We start from the raw sequence: 22,127 nt of genomic DNA, 5'->3' as shown, positions 1-22,127 counted from the left end.
CTCTTTAAGTCATCTTAAATGACTCTGAGGTGTCTGTTAAACCCGTGGCGATTCAAACGTCGAATTATCATCATTTTTCTCCTTTTCGAATCGTTTCAACATTCTACCTTATAAGTAATTGAAACTTTCTCACCTTCAACTTGCAGACTCGACATTTAACGGAAATCTGGGTATCGTTAGCTGTCTGGATGTCTAAACGTTTATACGTATGCTGTGAGGTAATAAGGTTATGCCGATTCGGGTGCAGGACGAGCTACCAGCCGTCAATTTCTTGCGTGATGAGAACGTCTTTGTGATGACCACGTCGCGTGCTACGGGTCAGGAAATTCGTCCTTTGAAGGTGCTGATACTCAACCTGATGCCGAAGAAGATTGAGACAGAAAACCAATTTTTACGCCTTCTGTCAAACTCTCCGCTGCAGCTGGATATCCAGCTCCTGCGTATCGATGCGCGCGAGTCACGCAACACGCCAACGGAGCATCTTAATAACTTTTACTGCAATTTCGACGACATTCGCGACCAGAACTTCGATGGTCTGATCGTCACCGGTGCGCCGCTTGGGCTGGTAGAATTTAACGACGTTGCTTACTGGCCGCAGATCAAGCAGGTGCTAGAGTGGGCCAAAGATCACGTCACGTCGACGCTGTTTGTCTGTTGGGCGGTACAGGCCGCGCTTAATATTCTCTATGGCATTCCCAAGCAAACCCGCAACGACAAGCTCTCCGGCGTTTATGAACACCATATTCTCCATCCGCATGCCCTGCTGACGCGCGGCTTTGACGATAGCTTCCTGGCACCGCACTCTCGCTATGCCGATTTCCCAGCGCAGCTGATTCGTGACTATACCGACCTGGAAATTCTCGCCGAAACGGAAGGCGGTGACGCCTATCTGTTTGCCAGCAAAGATAAGCGTATCGCCTTTGTTACCGGTCACCCGGAATACGATGCCCATACCCTGGCGAGCGAATTTTTCCGCGACGTGGATGCCGGTTTAACCCCAGAAGTGCCGTATAACTACTTCCCGAAAGATGACCCAAATAACAAACCGCACGCGACCTGGCGTAGCCACGGAAATCTGCTGTTTGCCAACTGGCTCAACTACTACGTCTACCAGATCACACCGTACGATCTGCGGAATATGAACCCTACGCTGGATTGATCCTCTACCTTCCGCGATCCTAAAGCGTTTCAGCATTCTCAATCAGGCACCTTCGGGTGCCTTTTTTGTTTCCGAAATGACCCCCAGTACAAAATAAATTTTTATCTTATTACTAATCAATAAGTTGTATTTATTTTAAATTGAAAATGGAAATTGTTTTTGTTTTTTTGATTTTATTGATTAGGATTAAAAACGTTGAGCGAAAACTACACAACGATCTTCTGCTCAGCTGGCGGGGAAACTATTCGGATCATTCACGAGGAGCTGCACCATGACACAACAGGCCACAACAACCGATGAACTGGCTTTTCTGAAGCCTTCTGGCGCGCAGGAACAGCAGGTTCTGACTGCGGAAGCGGTGGAATTTCTGACCGAACTGGTGACCCGATTTACGCCTAAACGCAATAAGCTGCTGGCTGCACGTATTCAGCAGCAGCAGGATATCGATGACGGTAAACTCCCCGGTTTCATTTCGGAAACCGCTTCCATTAGAGAGGGTAACTGGACGGTTCGCGGTATTCCGGCTGATTTGCAGGATCGCCGCGTAGAAATCACCGGGCCGGTTGAGCGCAAAATGGTGATTAACGCGATGAACGCGAACGTCAAAGTGTTCATGGCCGATTTTGAAGATTCCCTCGCACCAGACTGGAACAAGGTGATTGAAGGTCAGATCAACCTGCGCGATGCCGTTAACGGCACCATCAGCTATACCAACGACGCGGGAAAAATCTACCAGCTCAAGCCCGACCCGGCGGTGCTCATCTGCCGCGTACGTGGCCTGCATCTGCCGGAAAAACACGTCACATGGCGCGGTGAAGCCATCCCGGGCAGCCTGTTTGATTTCGCACTCTATTTCTTCCACAACTACAAAGCGTTGCTGGCAAAAGGCAGTGGCCCCTATTTCTATCTGCCGAAAACGCAGGCCTGGCAGGAAGCGGCCTGGTGGAACGAAGTGTTCTGCTTCGCAGAAGATCGCTTCAATCTGCCACGCGGCACCATCAAAGCCACGCTGCTGATTGAAACGCTGCCGGCGGTTTTCCAGATGGACGAAATTCTGCACGCGCTGCGTGACCATATTGTTGGCCTGAACTGCGGCCGCTGGGACTACATTTTCAGCTATATCAAAACCCTGAAGAACCACCCGGACCGCGTACTGCCGGATCGTCAGGTGGTGACGATGGATAAACCGTTCCTCAGCGCTTACTCGCGTCTGCTGATTAAAACCTGCCACAAGCGTGGCGCCTTCGCGATGGGCGGTATGGCGGCGTTTATCCCAAGCAAAGATGCCGAGCGCAATGCGCAGGTGCTGAATAAGGTGAAAGCGGATAAATCGCTGGAAGCCAATAACGGCCACGACGGCACCTGGGTGGCGCACCCCGGTCTGGCGGATACCGCAATGACGGTGTTTAACGAGGTGCTGGGCGAGCGTCCAAACCAGTTAACCGTTTCCCGCGCTGACGACGCGCCGATTACCGCTGAAGAACTGCTTTCACCGTGCGACGGCGAGCGTACGGAAGAGGGGATGCGCGCCAACATTCGCGTGGCGGTGCAGTACATCGAAGCCTGGATCTCCGGCAACGGCTGCGTACCGATTTATGGCCTGATGGAAGATGCGGCAACCGCTGAGATCTCCCGCACCTCCATCTGGCAGTGGATCCACCATCAGAAGACGCTGAGCAACGGCAAACCGGTCACCAAACCGCTGTTCCGCCAGATGCTGGCCGAAGAGCTTCTGGTTATCAAAGACGAGCTGGGCGATGCGCGCTTCAGCGGCGGCCGTTTCGATGATGCCGCACGCCTGATGGAGCAGATCACCACCTCCGACGAACTTATCGACTTCTTGACCCTGCCTGGCTACCGCCTGCTGGCGTAATTCACCACATAACAATATGGAGCATCTGCACATGAAAACTCGTACCCAACAAATCGAAGATTTACAAAAAGAGTGGACGCAGCCTCGCTGGGAGGGCATTCGTCGCCCGTACAGCGCGGAAGAAGTGGTGAAACTGCGCGGGTCGGTCAACCCGGAATGTACGCTGGCCCAGCTCGGTGCCGCCAGAATGTGGCGTTTGCTACACGGTGAATCGAAAAAGGGCTACGTAAACAGCCTTGGTGCGCTGACCGGCGGTCAGGCGCTGCAGCAGGCGAAAGCGGGTATTGAAGCGGTATACCTGTCCGGCTGGCAGGTGGCGGCAGACGCGAACCTGGCTTCCAGCATGTACCCGGACCAGTCGCTCTATCCGGCGAACTCCGTCCCGGCGGTGGTCGACAGAATCAACAACACCTTCCGCCGCGCGGATCAAATTCAGTGGGCGAACGGTATTGAGCCAAACGACCCGCGCTATGTGGACTATTTCCTGCCGATCGTTGCTGATGCCGAAGCCGGTTTCGGTGGCGTGCTGAACGCCTTTGAACTGATGAAGTCGATGATTGCAGCTGGTGCAGCGGCGGTGCACTTCGAAGATCAGCTGGCCTCAGTGAAAAAATGCGGTCACATGGGTGGCAAGGTACTGGTACCGACTCAGGAAGCGATTCAGAAACTGGTTGCTGCGCGTCTGGCGGCCGATGTGATGGGCGTACCGACCCTGCTGATCGCCCGTACCGATGCGGATGCGGCGGATCTTATCACCTCCGACTGCGACCCATACGACAGCGACTTCATCACCGGTGAGCGCACCAGCGAAGGCTTCTACCGCACCCATGCGGGCATTGAACAAGCGATCAGCCGCGGCCTGGCCTACGCGCCGTACGCCGACCTGGTGTGGTGTGAAACTTCTACCCCAGATCTGGCATTGGCGAAGCGCTTTGCCGACGCTATCCACGCGAAATACCCTGGCAAGCTGCTGGCCTACAACTGCTCGCCGTCGTTCAACTGGCAGAAAAAACTGGATGATAAAACCATCGCCAGCTTCCAGCAGCAGCTGTCAGATATGGGCTACAAGTACCAGTTCATTACCCTGGCGGGTATCCACAGCATGTGGTTCAACATGTTCGACCTGGCGCACTCTTATGCCCAGGGTGAGGGGATGAAGCACTATGTTGAGAAGGTTCAGCAGGCTGAGTTCGCGGCGGCGAAAGATGGCTACACCTTCGTTTCTCACCAGCAGGAAGTGGGCACCGGCTATTTCGATAATGTCACCACTATTATCCAGGGCGGCACCTCCTCGGTGACCGCGCTGACCGGCTCGACTGAAGAATCGCAGTTCTGATTACTGCCCGGTGGCGCAGCGCTTACCGGGCCTACAACAACATGTAGGCCGGAGAAGCGAACGCGCCATCCGGCATGACTCGGTGCCGGATGGGGAATAATGATGACGCGAGGCCTGGAATTACTGATTGCGCAGACCATTTTGCAGGGATTTGACGCCCAGTACGGGCGTTTTCTGGAAGTCACTTCCGGCGCACAGCAACGGTTTGAACAGGCCGACTGGCATGCGGTTCAGCAGGCGATGAAAAGCCGTATCCATCTGTACGACCACCACGTGGGGTTGGTGGTTGAACAGCTGCGCTGCATTACCGATGGTAAGAGCACCGATGCGGATTTTCTGCTGCGCGTTAAAGCGCAGTACACCCGCCTGCTGCCGGATTACCCGCGCTTTGAAATTGCCGAGAGCTTTTTTAACTCGGTCTATTGTCGATTATTCGATCACCGCTCGCTTAGCCCCGAGCGGTTATTTATTTTCAGCTCGCAGCCGGAGCGCCGCTTCCGCGCCATTCCCCGGCCGCTAGCGAAAGACTTCTTCCCCGAATATGGCTGGGAAGCGGTGATTTTCAAAATGCTCAGCGACCTGCCGCTGCGTCTGCCGTGGCAAAATAAATTCCGCGATGTTGGCTATATCATGGCGCACCTGAGCGAAACGCTGGGCGCTGAGATGCTGCATCGTGCGCATCTGCAAATTGCTAACGAACTGTTTTACCGTAATAAAGCGGCCTGGCTTATCGGTAAGCTCATCACGCCAAACGGTACGCTGCCGTTTTTAATCCCGATTCATCGCACCGATGAAGGGGAGCTTTTCGTCGATACCTGCCTGACCACCACCGAAGAGGCGAGCATCGTCTTTGGCTTCGCGCGTTCCTACTTTATGGTTTATGCCCCACTGCCTGCCGCCCTGGTAGAGTGGCTGCGGGAGATCCTGCCGGGCAAAACCACCGCCGAACTGTATATGGCGATTGGCTGCCAGAAGCATGCGAAAACGGAAAGCTATCGTGAGTACCTGAACTATATCGCCAGCACCGACGAGCAGTTTATCGAAGCGCCGGGCATTCGCGGGATGGTGATGCTGGTGTTCACGTTGCCGGGCTTTGACCGGGTATTTAAGGTGATCAAAGACCGCTTTGCGCCGCAAAAAGAGATGTCTGCCGCCCACGTGCGCGCCTGCTATCAGCTGGTAAAGGAGCACGACCGCGTTGGCCGCATGGCGGATACCCAGGAATTTGAAAACTTCGTGCTGGATAAGCAGCAGATTGCGCCCGCGTTAATGGCGCTGTTGTTGCAGGAAGTACCGGGTAAGATCGTCGATATGGGTGATAAAATTGCAATAAGCCACCTCTACATCGAACGCCGGATGGTTCCGCTGAATATCTGGCTGGAGCGGGTGGAAGGCCAGCCGCTGCGTGATGCGGTGGAAGAGTACGGCAACGCCATTCGTCAGCTTGCCGCGGCCAATATTTTCCCTGGCGATATGCTGTTTAAAAACTTCGGCGTCACCCGCCACGGCCGCGTGGTGTTCTACGACTACGACGAGATTTGCTATATGACGGAGGTGAACTTCCGCGACATACCGCCGCCGCGCTACCCGGAAGACGAGCTCGCCAGCGAGCCCTGGTACAGCGTGTCGCCGGGGGATGTTTTCCCGGAAGAGTTCCGCCACTGGCTGTGCGCCGACCCGCGTATCGGGCCGCTGTTTGAAGAGATGCACGCCGACCTGCTCAGTGCCGATTATTGGCGCGGCCTGCAGACGCGTATCAAAAATGGGCATATAGAAGACGTTTATGCCTACCGCCGCCGCCAGCGTTTCAGCGTACGTTATGAAACCGACTGTAGGCCGGATAAGGCGCTTGCGTCGCCATCCGGCAATGTGCGCCGATCTGCCTGATGGCGCTACGCTTATCAGGCCTACCGAAAATGCCCCTCTGGGGCATTTTGTTTATTTAATGCCGCCGTACGCCAGCGTCACCTCTTTCGCCGCCTTAATCACCATCGCGCCAAACTCGGTGACCCGGTCGTCGGTAATACGGGAAATCGGCCCGGAGATGGAGATAGCCGCAAACGGCTCGCGATGCTCATCGTAAATACACGACGCCACGCAGCGCAGGCCGAGCGCATGCTCTTCATCATCAAACGAATAGCCGCGCTTGCGCGTCTGGGCCAAATCGTCCTTCAGGTGCACCGGCGACACCAGCGTCGCGTGGGTGTAAGCGTGCAGCCCCTTGCGGTGCAGCAGGCTGGTAACTTCTTCTTCGCTCAGCTGAGATAAAAATGCTTTGCCCGCGCCGGAGGCGTGCATCGGTAGCTTGCCGCCAATCGGGGCGGACATACGCATCAGCTGCGTACACTGCACCTGGTCAATAATAATCGCCTGATGATCGCTCTTATCCAGCACCGCCAGATTCACCGTTTCGCCGGAGTCTTCCATCAGCTTGCGCAGAATCGGGTGGACAATTGCTAGCAGATTACGGCTTTGCAGGAAGCTGCTGCCGACGATAAAGGCGTGCGCGCCCACGGACCAGTGCCCCAGTTCACCTACCTGACGTACGAACCCGAGCTGCTGCATGGTGGTGAGCAGGCGGTGCGTGGTGGAGTTCGGTAGCCCAGCCTGCTGCGCGAGTTCGGTCAGCGCGACGCTGCTATGGGATTCGGCAATCCACTCCAGCAGCTTCAGGCCACGGGTCAGTGATTGCACCTGGCCAGTTGCTGGGGCAGCGGCAGGGGCGGGTTTTCTACCGCGTTTCGCAGGAACGTTGGCAACCATCGCAACTCCTTTCTGTATCGTGGAAATTGTTTTCGTTTTTATTGATTATAATACAACCGTTCGTATTACTGCTCCGATGAGTCATGTTGAACATGTCTCAAGTAGCAAGTTGTTTCCTTTTCCACCCTCACAGTTTATGCCAGTATGCTTTATTGCCTTTTTATGTCTGGGTTTCGTTGAGCGGTGTCGGGAGTGCTTGTGAGCAGCAAAGTGGAGCAACTGCGTGCGCAGTTAAATGAACGTATTCTGGTTCTGGACGGGGGCATGGGCACCATGATCCAGGGCTATCGTCTGAGCGAGCAGGACTTTCGCGGCGAGCGTTTCGCCGACTGGCCGTGCGACCTGAAGGGAAACAACGACCTGCTGGTACTCAGCAAGCCGGAGGTCATCAGCGCTATCCATAACGCCTACTTTGAAGCGGGCGCGGATATCATTGAAACCAACACCTTTAACTCCACGACCATCGCCATGGCGGATTACCAGATGGAATCCCTGTCGGCGGAGATTAACTTTGCGGCGGCGAAGCTGGCACGCGCCTGTGCCGACGAATGGACGGCACGCACGCCGAATAAACCGCGCTACGTCGCGGGCGTGCTTGGCCCCACCAACCGCACTGCGTCTATCTCACCGGACGTCAACGACCCGGCTTACCGTAACGTCACCTTTGATCAGCTGGTGGCGGCCTACCGCGAATCCACCAAAGCGCTGGTGGAGGGTGGCAGTGACCTGATCCTGATTGAAACCGTCTTTGATACCCTGAACGCCAAAGCGGCGATTTTTGCGGTGAAAGAAGAGTTTGAAGCGCTGGGCGTTGACCTGCCGATCATGATTTCCGGCACCATCACCGACGCCTCCGGGCGTACGCTCTCCGGCCAGACCACTGAAGCGTTCTACAACTCTCTGCGTCACGCTGACGCCCTGACTTTTGGCCTCAACTGTGCGTTAGGCCCGGATGAACTGCGCCAGTACGTACAGGAGCTGTCGCGCATTGCAGAATGCTACGTGACCGCGCACCCGAACGCCGGTCTGCCGAACGCCTTTGGCGAATATGACCTCGATGCCGACACCATGGCCGCCCAGATTCAGGAATGGGCGCAGGCGGGCTTCCTCAACGTGGTCGGCGGCTGCTGCGGCACCACCCCAGAACACATTGCGGCGATGAGCCGCGCCGTCGAAGGTTTGCCGCCGCGCAAGCTGCCGGATCTGCCGGTTGCTTGCCGTCTGTCCGGCCTTGAGCCGCTGAACATCGGCGACGACAGCCTGTTTGTGAACGTCGGCGAACGTACCAACGTTACCGGCTCGGCGAAGTTTAAACGGCTGATCAAAGAAGAAAAATACAACGAAGCGCTGGATGTGGCCCGCCAGCAGGTGGAAAGCGGCGCACAGATCATCGACATCAACATGGATGAAGGGATGCTCGACGCCGAAGCGGCGATGGTGCGTTTCCTCAACCTGATTGCCGGTGAGCCGGATATCGCCCGTGTGCCGATTATGATCGACTCCTCCAAATGGGAGGTTATCGAAAAAGGGCTGAAGTGCATCCAGGGCAAAGGTATCGTCAACTCCATCTCGATGAAAGAGGGCGTTGAGCCGTTTATCGAACACGCGAAAAAAGTGCGTCGCTACGGCGCGGCGATGGTGGTGATGGCATTTGATGAAGTGGGCCAGGCCGATACCCGCGAGCGCAAAATTGAGATTTGCCGCCGTGCCTACAACATTCTGACCCAAGAGGTGGGCTTCCCACCGGAAGATATCATCTTTGACCCGAACATCTTCGCCGTGGCAACCGGCATTGAAGAGCACAACAACTATGCGCAGGACTTTATCGGTGCCTGCGAAGACATCAAACGCGAACTGCCACATGCGCTGATCTCCGGTGGTGTCTCCAACGTATCGTTCTCGTTCCGCGGCAACGACCCGGTGCGTGAAGCCATTCACGCGGTGTTCCTCTACTACGCCATCCGTAACGGCATGGACATGGGGATCGTCAACGCCGGTCAACTGGCGATTTATGACGACCTCCCAGCCGAGCTGCGCGATGCGGTAGAGGACGTGATCCTCAACCGTCGCGATGACGGCACCGAGCGTCTGCTGGAGCTGGCCGAGAAATATCGCGGCAGCAAAACCGACGAGACCGCCAATGCTCAACAGGCGGAATGGCGCAGCTGGGACGTGAAAAAGCGTCTCGAATACTCGCTGGTGAAAGGCATTACCGAGTTTATCGAACTCGACACCGAAGAAGCCCGCCAGCAGGCCGCGCGCCCGATTGAGGTTATCGAAGGGCCGCTGATGGACGGCATGAACGTGGTCGGTGACCTGTTCGGCGAGGGCAAAATGTTCCTGCCGCAGGTGGTGAAATCGGCCCGCGTGATGAAGCAGGCGGTGGCCTACCTCGAACCGTACATTGAAGCCAGCAAAGAGAAAGGCTCCAGCAACGGCAAGATGGTTATCGCGACCGTGAAGGGCGACGTACACGACATCGGCAAAAACATCGTCGGTGTGGTATTGCAGTGTAATAACTACGAAATCATCGACCTCGGCGTGATGGTCCCGGCGGATAAAATCCTCAAAACCGCCAAAGAGGTGAATGCCGACCTGATTGGTCTCTCTGGCCTGATTACCCCATCGCTGGACGAAATGGTCAACGTGGCGAAAGAGATGGAGCGTCAGGGCTTTACTATCCCGCTGCTGATTGGCGGCGCGACCACTTCAAAAGCGCACACCGCGGTGAAAATTGAGCAGAACTACAGCGGCCCAACGGTCTACGTACAGAACGCCTCGCGTACTGTTGGTGTTGTCGCGGCGCTGCTCTCGGATACTCAGCACGACGACTTTGTTGCTCGTACGCGTAAAGAGTACGAAACCGTGCGTATTCAGCACGGGCGTAAGAAACCACGCACGCCGCCGGTAACGCTGGCCGCGGCGCGTGAAAACGATCTGGCGTTTGACTGGGAAAATTATACCCCGCCGGTGGCGCATCGTCTGGGCGTGCAGGAAGTCGAAGCCAGCATCGAAACGCTGCGTAACTACATCGACTGGACGCCGTTCTTTATGACCTGGTCGCTGGCCGGGAAGTACCCGCGCATTCTTGAAGATGAAGTGGTGGGTGAAGAGGCGAAGCGCCTGTTCAAAGATGCCAACGACATGCTCGATCAACTGAGCGCGGAGAAATCCCTCAACCCTCGCGGCGTCGTCGGGCTGTTCCCGGCCAACCGCGTGGGCGACGATGTGGAAATCTATCGCGACGAAACGCGTACCCACGTGCTGACGGTCAGCCGTCATCTGCGTCAGCAGACGGAGAAAGTCGGCTTTGCGAACTACTGCTTGTCTGACTTTGTCGCGCCGAAAACCTCCGGCAAAGCAGACTACATCGGTGCTTTCGCGGTGACCGGTGGTTTGGAAGAAGATGCACTGGCCGATGCGTTTGAAGCGCAGCACGATGATTACAACAAGATCATGGTGAAGGCGATTTCTGACCGTCTGGCGGAAGCCTTTGCCGAGTATCTGCACGAGCGCGTGCGTAAGGTTTACTGGGGCTATGCGCCGAATGAAAACCTGAGCAACGAAGAGCTGATCCGCGAAAACTACCAGGGGATCCGCCCGGCACCGGGTTACCCGGCCTGCCCGGAGCACACCGAGAAAGGTACCATCTGGGAACTGCTGGACGTGGAAACCCACACCGGCATGAAGCTGACCGAATCCTTCGCCATGTGGCCTGGTGCGTCGGTCTCCGGCTGGTACTTCAGCCACCCGGACAGCAAGTACTACGCGGTGGCGCAGATTCAGCGCGACCAGGTTGAGGATTACGCCTTCCGCAAAGGGATGAGCGTGGCGGAAGTGGAGCGCTGGCTGGCGCCGAACCTCGGCTACGATGCCGACTGATTCACAAAACCGTCATCTTTCCTTACAACTAACAGGGCGCTCTTAGAGCGCCCTGTCTCTTTATTGTGCGTAAACCCTTATACTGAAAGAAGGCTCACGTGCGCTGTACACCTTTTCCGGCCAGCATAGGGATGATTTGTCGGCCTGATAAGCGCAGCGCCAACAGGCATAGGAGCCTCAGGAACCCATAACAATAAGGAGAAAATGATTCCGTGTTAACTCTGCTGCACCTGCTTTCTGCCGTCTCGCTGTTGGTGTGGGGCACCCATATCGTGCGTACTGGCGTGATGCGCGTCTTCGGCGCGCGCCTGCGTACCGTGCTCAGCCGCAGCGTCGAGAAAAAACCGCTCGCCTTCTGTGCGGGTATTGGCGTTACCGCGCTGGTCCAGAGCAGTAACGCCACCACTATGCTGGTGACCTCCTTTGTCGCGCAGGATTTGGTTGCCCTGACGCCTGCGCTGGTCATTGTATTGGGAGCCGACGTGGGGACCGCGCTGATGGCGCGTATCCTGACCTTCGATCTATCGTGGCTGTCGCCGCTGCTGATATTTATCGGCGTGGCCTTTTTCCTCGGCCGCAAGCAGACCCGTGAAGGGCAGCTTGGCCGCGTCGGGATTGGCCTGGGGCTTATCCTGCTGGCGCTGGAATTAATCGTTCAGGCGGTCAGACCGATTACCGAAGCCAACGGCGTACAGGTCATTTTCGCCTCGCTGACCGGTGATATCCTGCTGGATGCCCTGATTGGCGCGGTATTCGCCATCATCAGTTACTCCAGCCTGGCGGCGGTACTGCTGACGGCGACGCTGACTACCGCGGGGGTTATCTCCTTCCCGGTGGCGCTGTGTCTGGTGATTGGTGCCAACCTGGGCTCTGGCCTGCTGGCGATGCTCAACAACAGCGCCGCGAACGCCGCCGCGCGACGCGTGGCGCTGGGTAGCCTGCTGTTTAAGCTGGTGGGTAGCCTGATCATCCTGCCGTTCGTCCATATGCTGGCCGACGTGATGCACAAGCTGCCGCTGCCGGAGTCCGAGCTGGTTATCTACTTCCACGTCTTCTACAACCTGATTCGCTGCCTGGCGATGGTGCCGTTCGCCGAGCCGATGGCGCGACTCTGTAAGCGTCTCATCCGCGATGAACCGGAGCTGGACGCCAACCTCAAGCCGAAGCACCTGGACGTGACCGCGCTGGATACCCCAACGCTAGCGCTGGCCAATGCCGCCCGTGAAACGCTGCGCATCGGTGATGCCACCGAGCAGATGCTGGATGGGTTAAAGAAGGTGATGCACGGCGAACCGCGTGAAGAGAAAAACCTGCGTAAGCAGGCAGATGATATCAACGTGCTCTACACCGCCATCAAGCTCTATCTGGCGCGAATGCCGAAAGATGAGCTGGCGGAAGAGGAGTCCCGCCGCTGGGCGGAGATTATCGAAATGTCGCTTAACCTCGAACAGGCCTCGGACATTATCGAGCGCATGGGTAGCGAGATTGCCGACAAATCGCTGGCTGCGCGTCGTGCCTTCTCGGTTGAGGGGTTAAAAGAGCTGGAAGCGCTGTATGAGCTGCTGTTAAGTAATTTGCAGCTGGCGATGTCGGTGTTCTTCGCCGGTGACGTCACCAGCGCCCGTCGCCTGCGTCGCAGCAAGCACCGGTTCCGTATTCTGAACCGCCGCTACGCGCACGCGCACGTCGACCGCCTGCACCAGCAGAACGTGCAGAGTATTGAAACCAGCACCCTGCACCTGGCGCTGCTGGGTGACATGCTGCGCCTGAACTCGCTGTTCTGCTCCGTTGCCTACAGCGTGCTGGAGCAGCCGGATGAAGACGACGATCGCGACGATTACTAACGCACACCCGGCGTCGCTGCGCTCGGCCGGGCTACCTTGATAATTATCTGTGTCTGTAGCCCGGGCGAGGCGTTTACGCCGACCCCGGGTTTACGGCTCAGAAGCGATGCCCTTCCTCCAGCGCGACCGCTTCTTCTCCCGCTCTGAACACATAGGTCGTACGCGGCCCACCAAGCGTCGCTTCCCCATTTGCCACCTGAATCCAGTTGCCTTCCGGCAGACCAATCACCGTTAATTCCGGTGCCACGACCAGCAGTTCGCGAATACGCTGCTCGCGGGTTTCGCCCTTATGGCCTTCCGGCAGCGCGTTGGTGAAGTGTGGGTTAATCTGCAGCGGGAACAGCCCCAGCGCATCAAACCCTTTCGGATCGACAATCGGCATATCATTAGTGGTGCGGATGGTCTGGCAGGCAAGGTTAGCGCCCGCGCTCCAGCCGATGTACAGCGCACCACGCTTCACTACATCGACAATCGGTGTCAGCAGCCCGCGCTCGCGGCTCTCTTTCAGCAACTGGAAGGTGTTGCCGCCGCCGACGATAATCACCTCGGCATTTTCAATCGCGGAAATAGGGTCTGCCACGCTATGGATACCGGTGACCGTCACGCCTAACGGCGCCAGAACGGCGGCGGTTTTTGCCGTGTACTCGTCCCAGGTCTGCGTCACGCCCGCAAACGGCAGAAACACCGCGCGACGGCGGCCGTTTAACTGCCCGGCAATCAGTGGCAGCGCGTGTTCCAGCCAGGCTTTACCCGGCAGCGTCGAGTTACTCAGCAGAAGTAAGTCCATCATTTCTCCTATTCATCAGAAAATTATCGAGCAGGGCAGCATGTTATCACCCTGCGTCGGGCAGCTTACTGATGCAGTTCACGATGTTGCAGTAGAGAGTCCGGCCTACCGTTCCTATTACCCCGCTCTGGCAAACGCCGCTGCCTCGGCCACCAGCGCATCGTCCGGCCGTACGCCGGTGTACATCACAAACTGCTCCACTGCCTGCAGGGCAATCACTTCGGCACCGCTGATCGTCTTTTTCCCCAGGCGCTGGGCGAGCTGAATCACCGGCGTTTCCGGCGGCAGGGCCACCACGTCAAACACCACGCTGGCGCGTGCGACCATTGCTTCACTAAAGGCGAGCTGCTCGCTCTCTTTACCGCCCGCCATGCCGATAGGCGTGACGTTAACCAGAATATCAATACCGTCAGCGTCCGGCTGCGCCTGCCACTGAAAGCCGTACTGTTTTGCCAGCGCGGTGCCGTTGGCCTCATTGCGGGCGGCGATAATCACGTCGCTAAAGCCCGCGTCGCGAAAGGCGGCAATCACCGCTTTCCCCATCCCGCCGCTGCCCTGAATCATCACGCGGGCGGAGGTATCGAGCTGGTGGCTGGTAATCAGGCTTTTTACCGCAATGTAGTCGGTGTTAAACCCGGTCAGTTGACCGTTGTCATTGACGATAGTATTGACGGAGTCGATGACCCTGGCCGACGGATCGATAGCATCCAGAAACGCCATGCAGCTCTCTTTAAACGGCATCGATACCGCACAGCCGCGGATACCCAGCGCGCGAACGCCTTTCACCGCTGCTTCAATATCCTGCGTGGTAAAAGCTTTATAGATAAAATTCAGCCCCAGTTTTTCATACAGATAGTTATGAAAGCGCGTGCCAAAGTTGCCGGGGCGGCCGGCAAGCGACATGCACAGCTGGGTATCGCGGTTAATCATGGTCATGTCCTCGTTAATGTCTTACTGCACTAAATATTCTGCGGTGGCCCGGTCGGTGACCAGCGCGTTGATATGCTGCCCGCGCAGCGCGCCAAGGATAGCGGCGTGCTTCTCTTCACCGCTCGCCAGACCGATGACATAGCGGGCCTGCTTTAAGGTCTTAAGCTCAATGGAGAGCGTTTTGTCCTGCATCGCGGTGGCAACGGGCGTGCCGTCCCCGGCAAAAAAGCGCGAGCAGATATCCCCCGCCACCTGAAGCGCCTCCAGCTCATCGCTTTGCGCATTACCGTAAAATGCCTGCCAGTTGGCCGCATGGCGAATAGCGGGGGAGCCGATGCCGACCAGCGCGATATCCAGCCGCTGCCAGTACTCGGCCAGCGCCTGAAAATGCTGAGATTGCATGATGCCCTGGCGAATCAGCGGGTTATCCAGCAAAGCCGGGAAGTCTGCGAGATACGACTCGCTCTTTAACCGCGTGGCGGCGCTGTAGGTTAGGGTGTTGACGTGGTAACGGCTCGGAAGCTTGCCAGAGGGGCCGCCAACGATAGGCACGCACACCAGCGGACGAGGCTGACTGGATTGCGGTAACGCCTCGACCAGCGCGCTGACCGCGCGGCCCCAGCCGAAACCAATCACGGCGTTCGGCGACAGCAGTCGTTCAAACAGCTGCGCGCCGTAAATTCCTGTCTCGCTCTCCAGCGGTGCCACGACGGCCTCTTTCAGGCCAAATTTCTGCTTCAACCGTTCTTCCAGCCACAAACCATCGTTGTAGTCATAGTTGATGGCGATGGTCACTACGCCTAGCTCGCGCCCGCGCTTGAGCAGGCGGCTGATGGTGGTGCGATAAATTCCCAACTGGTTGGCGATTTGCGCCTGCGTCATCTCCTGCTCGTAATAAAGCTGGGCAATTTTCACGATCAGGCGGATATCGTCGCTGTTTTCCATCGAAGTAGCGGGCTCCTGCACATATGTGCAAAATGTAAAAACGGGTTCTCGATCTGGTATAGCGCCGTCATGTCGGGAGTTCAAGCGTATTTATGGAAAAGCCGTTGGTCATAGGTATGCACTTTTGTGCAGAAAGGGCGTGATGAAAACAATGATTTGTCGCGGACTATTTTTTCTCAGCCGAAAGGTAGGGTATATTTCGCTTTTACAGGAGAATTTATGCTGCCAGACTCATCCACTCGATTAAATAAATACATCAGCGAAAGCGGCATCTGCTCGCGTCGCGAAGCGGATCGCTTTATCGAACAAGGCAACGTCTTTATCAACGGCAAGCGCGCGACGATCGGCGATCAGGTCGTGCCGGGCGACGTTGTGAAGGTCAACGGTCGATTGATTGAGCCGCGGGAAGCGGATGATCTGGTGCTGATTGCGCTGAACAAACCCGTCGGTATCGTCAGTACTACCGAAGACGGCGAGCGCGACAACATTGTGGATTTCGTTAACCACAGCAAGCGTATCTTCCCGATTGGCCGTCTGGATAAAGACTCCCAGGGGCTGATTTTCCTCACCAACCACGGCGACCTGGTGAACAAGATCCTGCGTGCCGGCAACGACCATGAAAAAGAGTATCTGGTCACCGTCGACAAGCCGGTTACCGATGAGTTTATTCGCGGGATGGGCGCGGGCGTACCGATTCTGGGGACGGTGACGAAGAAGTGTAAGGTGAAGAAAGAGGCGCCTTTCGTCTTCCGTATTACCCTGGTGCAGGGCTTAAACCGTCAGATTCGCCGCATGTGCGAACACTTCGGTTTCGAAGTGACCAAGCTCGAGCGTACGCGCATTATGAACGTCAGCCTGACGGGGATCCCGCTGGGTGAGTGGCGCGACCTGACCGACGACGAGCTGGTGGATCTGTTCAAGCTGATTGAAAACTCGTCTTCCGAAGCCAAGCCGAAGGTGAAGGCCAAGCCGAAAACCGCCGGTATCAAGCGTCCGGTGGTGAAGATGGAAAAGACCAGCGAGAAGCCAGCGCGCCCGGCGGGGAACGGAAACGGTAAACGTTTCACCGCGCCGGGACGTAAAAAGAAAGGCCGTTAACGCCTGCCGCGTGTCGGCGTACTTGCCGACCACGAAAACGAACTTTCGCTATCCGGTTTATAAGCCTGCTGTTTTTTCACCTGGCGGGCTTTCTTCGCTTCGGCTTCGCGCTGAACCATCAGCTTATCGATGTACTCCTTTTTCACGCTATTGGTTTCCGCGTTGGACAGCGGACGGCCATGCGCAATGCGCGCGCGGTCGAGCAGGGTTTTCAGTTCACGCTGCTCGCGCTCGGTCATCTCTTTTTGCGTAATGCGGGGGAGTGCCATAAGGGTTGCCCTCAATCGGATAGTTAACCCAGTGTACGGCAAAGGCGTGAGGCTGTGTAGGCCGGATAAGGCGTTTACGCCGCCATCCGGCAATGTGCGCCATGTTGCCCGATGGCGCTACGCTTATCGGGCCTACAAGCCCGGTCAAGCGAAGCGCCGCCAGATTCTATTTTTGCGTTGTCTGCTTGATAGGCTTCCCTGACCAGTACCCCGCCAGCAGTGACCCAGACAGGTTATGCCATACGGAGAACAGTGCGCCCGGCAGGGCGGCCAGCGGCCCGAAGTAGATTTTCCCCAACGCCGCGGCAAGCCCGGAGTTCTGCATGCCGACCTCAATGGCCAGCGTGCGGCAGGTCGACTCATCAAAACCAAACAGACGACCGCCCCAGTAACCGCCAAGCAGGCCAATGGTGTTGTGCAGAATAACCGCGATAATCACCATAAAGCCCACGGACGCAATATGCGACGCAGAACCGGCGACCACCGCGCTGATAATCGCCAGAATGCAGATCATCGAAAACGCAGGCAGATAAGGTTCCACCGCTTTCACCACGCGCGGGAACAGGTGGTGGATAACCAGACCCATCGCAATCGGGATCACTACAATCTGCAGAATGCTAAGCAGCATGCCCATCACATCGACCTGAATATGCGCATCGACGTACAGGCGGGTCAGCAGCGGTGTCGCGACCACGCCAACCAGCGTGGAGACGGACGAGATGGTGACCGACAGCGCCACATCGCCCTTCGCCAGAAAGATCATCACGTTCGATGCCGTCCCGCTGGCCACGCTGCCCACCAATACCATCCCGGCAGACAGCTCCGGCGGCATATGGAAAGCCAGCGCCAGCAGCCAGGCAGCGAGCGGCATCACCAGATAGTGCAGGAAAATCCCCGCTGCGACCGGCGCAGGCCGTGACAGCACACGTTTAAAATCGTCCACCTTTAGATGCACGCCCATGCCGAACATAATCAGCATCAGCAGCGAAGGAACCAGCGGCCCGATAGGCGTGAAGGTCGTGGGGGTGAAGTAGGCAATAACAGAGAGCAGCAGCGCCCATAACGGGAACAGCCGGGTGATAACGGCGAGCATGTTGTATTCCTTGCGATAGAGTGGTGTTGTGTTGTTATAAAAAAGCCGGGTTCGAGCCCGGCTATAGTTATTGTTTATCGCGTGGTGGAATAATATTCAAACAAATTATGTTCATGTTCCGTGATGCAGGCTTTCCCAACTCAGCCCAAAACGCGCCAGGTATTTACGTAAACGGTCGGCATCGTTCGGATTGGTTTTCTTCTGCCGGGAGACAGCAAATAGCTCGCGACCCGCTTCAGACAACGATGTGCTGCGGCGACATACCTCGAGCACGGTTTCTAACTGGCGCCGATCAAACAGGTCAATTTCTTCCTCCAGTTCCAGCGGTGATACCGCAATCTGCCAGCTCTCCTGCAACAACAAAATCTCTTCTTCAACCAATGCTTGCGTGATGCGGCCCTGTTCGGCGAGCGTGGCCATACGCGCGATGGAGGAACTGAGCTCACGAAAGTTGCCGCGCCATTGTGCCTGGTTTGAACAGGCAAAGGCCAGATAGCGATCGCGGGCCTCTTTATCAAAACGGATTTGCGTCTGTTTGATACTGGAAAAGCGCTGTAGTTCGTACTCAATATTGGGGGGAATATCTTCTCGCCGCTGTGCCAGGCCGGGAAGGGCAAAACGCCACATATTGATACGCGCGTAGAGATCTTCACGGAAACGGCCTTCTGCTACCCACTGCTGCATATCGCGATGGGTGCCAGCGATGAGCTGGAAATCGCTGTGTACCTCTTTATCCCCGCCAAACGGGAAAAAGGTTTTTTCTTCAATGGCTTTCAGCAGCATCGCCTGCTCATCCAGCCCCAGCTCGGCGATCTCATCCAGGAATAACACACCGCCATCGGCTTCGCGTAATAGTCCGGTGCGAGCCGTCAACGCCCCGGTAAATGCCCCTTTGACGTGCCCAAATAAGGTCGACATCGCATTGTCGCCGCGCAGGGTGGCGCAGTTAACTGCCACCAGTTTGCCTGCCACCAGATGGCGTGATTGGCGAAGCTGGAAGATACGTTTCGCGAGGAAAGACTTCCCCGCCCCGGTGGGACCGGTCAGCAGAATAGGATCGGTAGAGCGAAGCGCGACCCGCTCTATACGATCGATGAGTTTATTGAAGGTCGCGTTGTGGGTATCAATCCCGTCCTTCAGAAAAGAGATCGATTGTGCTTGTTCACGCTGGAAGCGGCTGGTCAGGGTGGCGTAGCGGCTTAAATCCAGATCGATAACCGAACAGACGCCCGCGGCGACGGCTTCATCGGATGAGCCTCTCGGTGCTGGGCTTGATTGCAACAGGCTGGCCGGAAGATACCGAGCTTCTGTGAGCAGGAACCAGCAAATCTGCGCCACGTGAGTGCCGGTTGTGATATGCACCAGATATTCTTCGTTTTCGGTATCGAACGCATAGTGGGTTGCGAAATCGAGGAAGGCGGCATAAACCTCTTCAAAATCCCACGGATCGTTAATCGTCACGGCATGGGGCCGTACCTGAGTATGAGGGGCCAGTAGGGCAACATCCTCAACCAGCCTTTGTGCCATGCTTTCATCGCGTGGTTGATAGAGCAACTCAAGCCGGTCGATGGGGAAATCTACCTGTTGGCAAATTCCGACCGTGGGCCGCCATTTCTTAAACCGATTTGCCCGTTTACCGCGTTTATCCAGCACCGTACCCAGCACACCAATGACAACCCGCCGCTTTTTCATTGTTTATCCAGAAAGATAAGTTCCGATACTTAAAGATAAAAAAACAAACATTCCCCGGCAACCACCAAAACAAGCATTAAAAATAAAAACATTATCAATCAACATATTGAATATTTATTTTGCTGATTTCTTTTTCTGGCACGTTTCTGGCAATACCTGATATGTCAACAACGCTGCAAGCGCAGGGGGTTAAACCTCGCCGGCACGTCGGAAACGGCAGTAGCTGTATTTTCGACGCGTTCCGTCAGCCGAAGACACACACCATGGGTTCGATTCCCAATTTCATTCTCCAGATGAAAACTGGTTGTTAATCATAGAAATATAACGAGGTGGTGCGCAGTTAGCCCACGTCAAAACAGGCTGCCGGTAACGATGCCGTGCGACAGGCAAAAGGGAATTCCCCTGCCGCTTCGCTCCTGCACCCGCGCCTGATTCACCATAAGGAAGAAAAGAATGATGAAGAAAATCACGATTCGTAAAGGTCAGCTCGGCCTGGTATCCCGCGAGGGTGATTACGAGCAGGTGCTGGAAGCCGGTGAGCACCGTTTGCCATGGTTTAACACACCAGACGTGCTGGTGGTGAATACCGATGGCAGCGAAGTCCCGGAAGCGCTGGCGACCTACTTACGTCGATTCCAGCCTGAGTGGGTAGTGCAGTACTGCCTGGTCGTTGATTTAAGCGATACTGAAGCCGGGGCGCTGTACGTGAACGGTATTCTGCAGGAGATATTACCGCCTGCTACGCGTCGGCTTTACTGGCGTGCCGATGAGGCATTGGCGCTGGTTCGGTTGGATACCCGCCAGGTTCAGGTACCAACGGACATTATGAATGCGGTATTACAACCTCGCCGAAGTGGTGCGGTAAAAGGGCGTGAAGCGATGTTAACGGTACAGGTTCCGGCCTGGCATGTTGGTGTCCTCAAAATTGACGGCGAGACGCAACCGCTGCTGCAACCGGGTCTGACGGCATACTGGAAGGTGAACCATCTGATTGAAGCGGAAACCGTCGACACTCGCTTGCAGGCGCTGGAAGTGAGCGGGCAAGAGATTCTGACCAAAGATAAGGTCAACCTGCGTCTTAATCTGGCGGCGAACTGGCGTTATCACGATGTGCTGCAGGCGTTTGGTCAACTGACTAAACCGGTAGAGCATCTGTATCGTGAATTGCAGTTTGCGCTGCGTGAAGCGGTAGGGACGAGAACGTTGGATGAGCTGCTGGAAGATAAGCAGGTTATTGACGAGGTGGTGAGCGCGCAGGTGAAAAATCGCGTGGCGCCGTTTGGTATTGAGGTGGCGTCGCTGGGCGTGAAGGATATCGTATTACCTGGCGATATGAAGACCATTTTGTCGCAGCTGGTTGAAGCCGAAAAATCGGCGCAGGCTAACGTGATTCGTCGACGCGAAGAGACGGCGGCCACGCGCTCGTTGTTAAACACGGCGAAGGTGATGGAAAACAACCCGGTAGCGCTGCGTTTAAAAGAGCTGGAAACCCTCGAAAGAGTGGCGGAACGTATTGATAAAATCTCGGTATTCGGTGGGCTTGATCAGGTTCTGCACGGTCTGGTGAACATAAAAGGATAATCACAATGAGACGAGAAAACGGCGTTGATGCGGCCATGCGCGAGCGCGTATTGCAGCAGCTAAAAGCGGTGGAGCAGCGCTACAACGTTAGCGTGCTGTACGCGTGTGAGTCTGGTAGCCGTGGTTGGGGATTTGCCTCGCTGGACAGCGATTATGACGTGCGATTTTTGTACGTCCACCCGCCGGAATGGTACCTGCGGGTTGAAGCCCCGCGGGATGTTATCGAGCTGCCTATCGATGATGAGCTGGATGTTTGCGGCTGGGAGTGGCGTAAAGCGCTGGGCTTGCTAAAAGGGGCTAACCCGACGCTTATCGAGTGGCTGGATTCACCGGTCGTCTACCAGCAGGATGAGGCCACGATCGGGGCGTTAAAAGCGCTGGTGCCAAAATGGTTCTCTCCGCTACGTGCCCGCTGGCACTACTATTCGATGGCGCGGAAAAACTTCCGCGGTTATCTGCAGGGTGAAGAGGTCAGGCTAAAAAAATACTTCTACGTACTGCGCCCGCTGTTGGCCGTACGCTGGGTTGAAGCGGGGAAAGGGGTGCCGCCAATGCGCTTTGCGGATCTGCTGGCGGGAAGCGAACTGGATGTGCCGCTGCGTCAGGAGATAGATGAACTGCTTGAACGCAAACAGCGGGCCGGTGAGGCGATGTATGGCCTGCGTCGACCACTGCTGCATGCGTTTATTCAGGCTGAATTGGCGCGTGGTGAAACGCCACCCGCACTGCCCGATAGTCGGGAAGGTGATGTCAGGGAGTTAGACCAGTTGCTGATGTCGACGGTGATGCGTTGAGGTGGGGGATACGGCCCGATAGCATGATGCTACCGGGCGGATATCAACAACAACAGGCCGGATAGGTATTTTGCTATCCGG

General features: G+C 56.3%; 16 protein-coding genes. 9 read left to right on the top strand and 7 right to left on the bottom strand.

Annotation, left to right across the window (positions count from 1 at the left end):
- Positions 1-229 precede the first annotated feature (229 nt).
- The 4 genes from metA (at position 230) to aceK (ending at position 6,255) form a co-directional block, all read left to right on the top strand.
- On the top strand, positions 230-1,159 hold the full coding sequence (metA, locus tag V6940_RS20470) for a homoserine O-acetyltransferase MetA (protein ID WP_185668422.1): 930 nt from the start codon (positions 230-232) through the stop codon (positions 1,157-1,159).
- A 271-nt stretch (positions 1,160-1,430) separates the two neighbouring features.
- Positions 1,431-3,032 carry a malate synthase A gene (aceB, locus tag V6940_RS20465; RefSeq protein WP_333497111.1) on the top strand — a complete coding sequence of 534 codons (1,602 nt, stop codon included), beginning with the start codon at positions 1,431-1,433 and terminating at the stop codon, positions 3,030-3,032.
- Positions 3,033-3,063: 31 nt separating this feature from the next.
- Positions 3,064-4,368, top strand: coding sequence for an isocitrate lyase (gene aceA, locus V6940_RS20460; RefSeq protein ID WP_185668424.1), 1,305 nt, complete (start codon positions 3,064-3,066; stop codon positions 4,366-4,368).
- A gap of 102 nt (positions 4,369-4,470) precedes the next feature.
- Positions 4,471-6,255 (top strand): bifunctional isocitrate dehydrogenase kinase/phosphatase, encoded by a 1,785-nt coding sequence (gene aceK / locus V6940_RS20455; protein ID WP_333497117.1) that lies wholly within the window; start codon positions 4,471-4,473, stop codon positions 6,253-6,255.
- A 51-nt stretch (positions 6,256-6,306) separates the two neighbouring features.
- Here the strand turns inward: aceK and iclR are convergent, their stop codons facing one another.
- Positions 6,307-7,131, bottom strand: coding sequence for a glyoxylate bypass operon transcriptional repressor IclR (gene iclR / locus V6940_RS20450; protein ID WP_035895219.1), 825 nt, complete (start codon positions 7,129-7,131; stop codon positions 6,307-6,309).
- 198 nt (positions 7,132-7,329) lie between these two features.
- On the opposite strand from iclR, the gene metH reads away from it, so the two are divergent.
- Together metH and V6940_RS20440 are read left to right on the top strand one after the other, a co-directional pair.
- Positions 7,330-11,013 carry a methionine synthase gene (metH, locus tag V6940_RS20445; protein WP_333497110.1) on the top strand — a complete coding sequence of 1,228 codons (3,684 nt, stop codon included), beginning with the start codon at positions 7,330-7,332 and terminating at the stop codon, positions 11,011-11,013.
- A 212-nt stretch (positions 11,014-11,225) separates the two neighbouring features.
- Entirely contained in the window at positions 11,226-12,857 is a 1,632-nt protein-coding gene (locus V6940_RS20440) for a Na/Pi cotransporter family protein (protein WP_333497109.1), read from the top strand.
- A 97-nt stretch (positions 12,858-12,954) separates the two neighbouring features.
- On the opposite strand, the gene pepE is transcribed toward V6940_RS20440, so the two are convergent.
- The 3 genes from pepE to V6940_RS20425 all read right to left on the bottom strand — a co-directional run bounded on the left by pepE (position 12,955) and on the right by V6940_RS20425 (position 15,519).
- The gene (pepE, locus tag V6940_RS20435; RefSeq protein ID WP_333497116.1) at positions 12,955-13,644 is read right to left on the bottom strand and encodes a dipeptidase PepE; all 690 of its coding nucleotides are present in this window, start codon (positions 13,642-13,644) and stop codon (positions 12,955-12,957) included.
- A gap of 117 nt (positions 13,645-13,761) precedes the next feature.
- The gene (locus tag V6940_RS20430; protein WP_333497108.1) at positions 13,762-14,574 is read right to left on the bottom strand and encodes a shikimate 5-dehydrogenase; all 813 of its coding nucleotides are present in this window, start codon (positions 14,572-14,574) and stop codon (positions 13,762-13,764) included.
- Between the two features lie 21 nt (positions 14,575-14,595).
- Positions 14,596-15,519, bottom strand: a complete 924-nt coding sequence (locus V6940_RS20425; protein ID WP_333497107.1) for a sugar-binding transcriptional regulator — start codon at positions 15,517-15,519, stop codon at positions 14,596-14,598.
- 219 nt (positions 15,520-15,738) lie between these two features.
- Here V6940_RS20425 and rluF point away from each other — a divergent pair, with 219 nt between their 5' ends.
- Positions 15,739-16,617: a 23S rRNA pseudouridine(2604) synthase RluF gene (rluF, locus tag V6940_RS20420; RefSeq protein ID WP_185668431.1), complete on the top strand. Its 879-nt coding sequence runs from the start codon at positions 15,739-15,741 to the stop codon at positions 16,615-16,617.
- Here the strand turns inward: rluF and V6940_RS20415 are convergent.
- The 3 genes from V6940_RS20415 to rtcR form a co-directional block, all read right to left on the bottom strand.
- Positions 16,614-16,886: a DUF3811 domain-containing protein gene (locus tag V6940_RS20415; RefSeq protein ID WP_333497106.1), complete on the bottom strand. Its 273-nt coding sequence runs from the start codon at positions 16,884-16,886 to the stop codon at positions 16,614-16,616. The two genes, rluF and V6940_RS20415, sit on opposite strands and share 4 nt — an antisense overlap.
- 166 nt (positions 16,887-17,052) lie before the next feature.
- Positions 17,053-17,979 (bottom strand): ketopantoate/pantoate/pantothenate transporter PanS, encoded by a 927-nt coding sequence (gene panS / locus V6940_RS20410; RefSeq protein WP_333497105.1) that lies wholly within the window; start codon positions 17,977-17,979, stop codon positions 17,053-17,055.
- 111 nt (positions 17,980-18,090) lie between these two features.
- A complete protein-coding gene (gene rtcR, locus V6940_RS20405) occupies positions 18,091-19,671 on the bottom strand; it encodes an RNA repair transcriptional activator RtcR (RefSeq protein WP_333497104.1) in 1,581 nt (526 codons plus the stop codon).
- 453 nt (positions 19,672-20,124) lie between these two features.
- On the opposite strand from rtcR, the gene V6940_RS20400 reads away from it, so the two are divergent.
- Together V6940_RS20400 and V6940_RS20395 are read left to right on the top strand one after the other, a co-directional pair.
- Complete coding sequence (locus tag V6940_RS20400) at positions 20,125-21,252, top strand: slipin family protein (protein WP_333497103.1); 1,128 nt, start codon at positions 20,125-20,127, stop codon at positions 21,250-21,252.
- Positions 21,253-21,257: 5 nt separating this feature from the next.
- On the top strand, positions 21,258-22,046 hold the full coding sequence (locus tag V6940_RS20395; RefSeq protein ID WP_333497102.1) for a nucleotidyltransferase domain-containing protein: 789 nt from the start codon (positions 21,258-21,260) through the stop codon (positions 22,044-22,046).
- The last annotated feature ends 81 nt before the right edge of the window (positions 22,047-22,127 follow it).

It is taken from the genome of Kluyvera sp. CHPC 1.251, from assembly GCF_036759945.1.
GTDB classification, from domain to species: domain Bacteria; phylum Pseudomonadota; class Gammaproteobacteria; order Enterobacterales; family Enterobacteriaceae; genus Kluyvera; species Kluyvera sichuanensis.
This window is presented reverse-complemented; position numbering and strand designations above follow the sequence as displayed.

Excerpts from the sequence above, each read along its gene's own strand:
- metA (WP_185668422.1), top strand. The coding sequence starts at position 230 with ATGCCGATTCGGGTGCAGGACGAGCTACCAGCCGTCAATTTCTTGCGT.
- aceB (WP_333497111.1), top strand. The coding sequence starts at position 1,431 with ATGACACAACAGGCCACAACAACCGATGAACTGGCTTTTCTGAAGCCT.
- aceA (WP_185668424.1), top strand. The coding sequence starts at position 3,064 with ATGAAAACTCGTACCCAACAAATCGAAGATTTACAAAAAGAGTGGACG.
- aceK (WP_333497117.1), top strand. The coding sequence starts at position 4,471 with ATGACGCGAGGCCTGGAATTACTGATTGCGCAGACCATTTTGCAGGGA.
- iclR (WP_035895219.1), bottom strand. The coding sequence starts at position 7,131 with ATGGTTGCCAACGTTCCTGCGAAACGCGGTAGAAAACCCGCCCCTGCC.
- pepE (WP_333497116.1), bottom strand. The coding sequence starts at position 13,644 with ATGGACTTACTTCTGCTGAGTAACTCGACGCTGCCGGGTAAAGCCTGG.
- V6940_RS20430 (WP_333497108.1), bottom strand. The coding sequence starts at position 14,574 with ATGATTAACCGCGATACCCAGCTGTGCATGTCGCTTGCCGGCCGCCCC.
- V6940_RS20425 (WP_333497107.1), bottom strand. The coding sequence starts at position 15,519 with ATGGAAAACAGCGACGATATCCGCCTGATCGTGAAAATTGCCCAGCTT.
- rluF (WP_185668431.1), top strand. The coding sequence starts at position 15,739 with ATGCTGCCAGACTCATCCACTCGATTAAATAAATACATCAGCGAAAGC.
- V6940_RS20415 (WP_333497106.1), bottom strand. The coding sequence starts at position 16,886 with ATGGCACTCCCCCGCATTACGCAAAAAGAGATGACCGAGCGCGAGCAG.
- panS (WP_333497105.1), bottom strand. The coding sequence starts at position 17,979 with ATGCTCGCCGTTATCACCCGGCTGTTCCCGTTATGGGCGCTGCTGCTC.
- rtcR (WP_333497104.1), bottom strand. The coding sequence starts at position 19,671 with ATGAAAAAGCGGCGGGTTGTCATTGGTGTGCTGGGTACGGTGCTGGAT.
- V6940_RS20400 (WP_333497103.1), top strand. The coding sequence starts at position 20,125 with ATGATGAAGAAAATCACGATTCGTAAAGGTCAGCTCGGCCTGGTATCC.
- V6940_RS20395 (WP_333497102.1), top strand. The coding sequence starts at position 21,258 with ATGAGACGAGAAAACGGCGTTGATGCGGCCATGCGCGAGCGCGTATTG.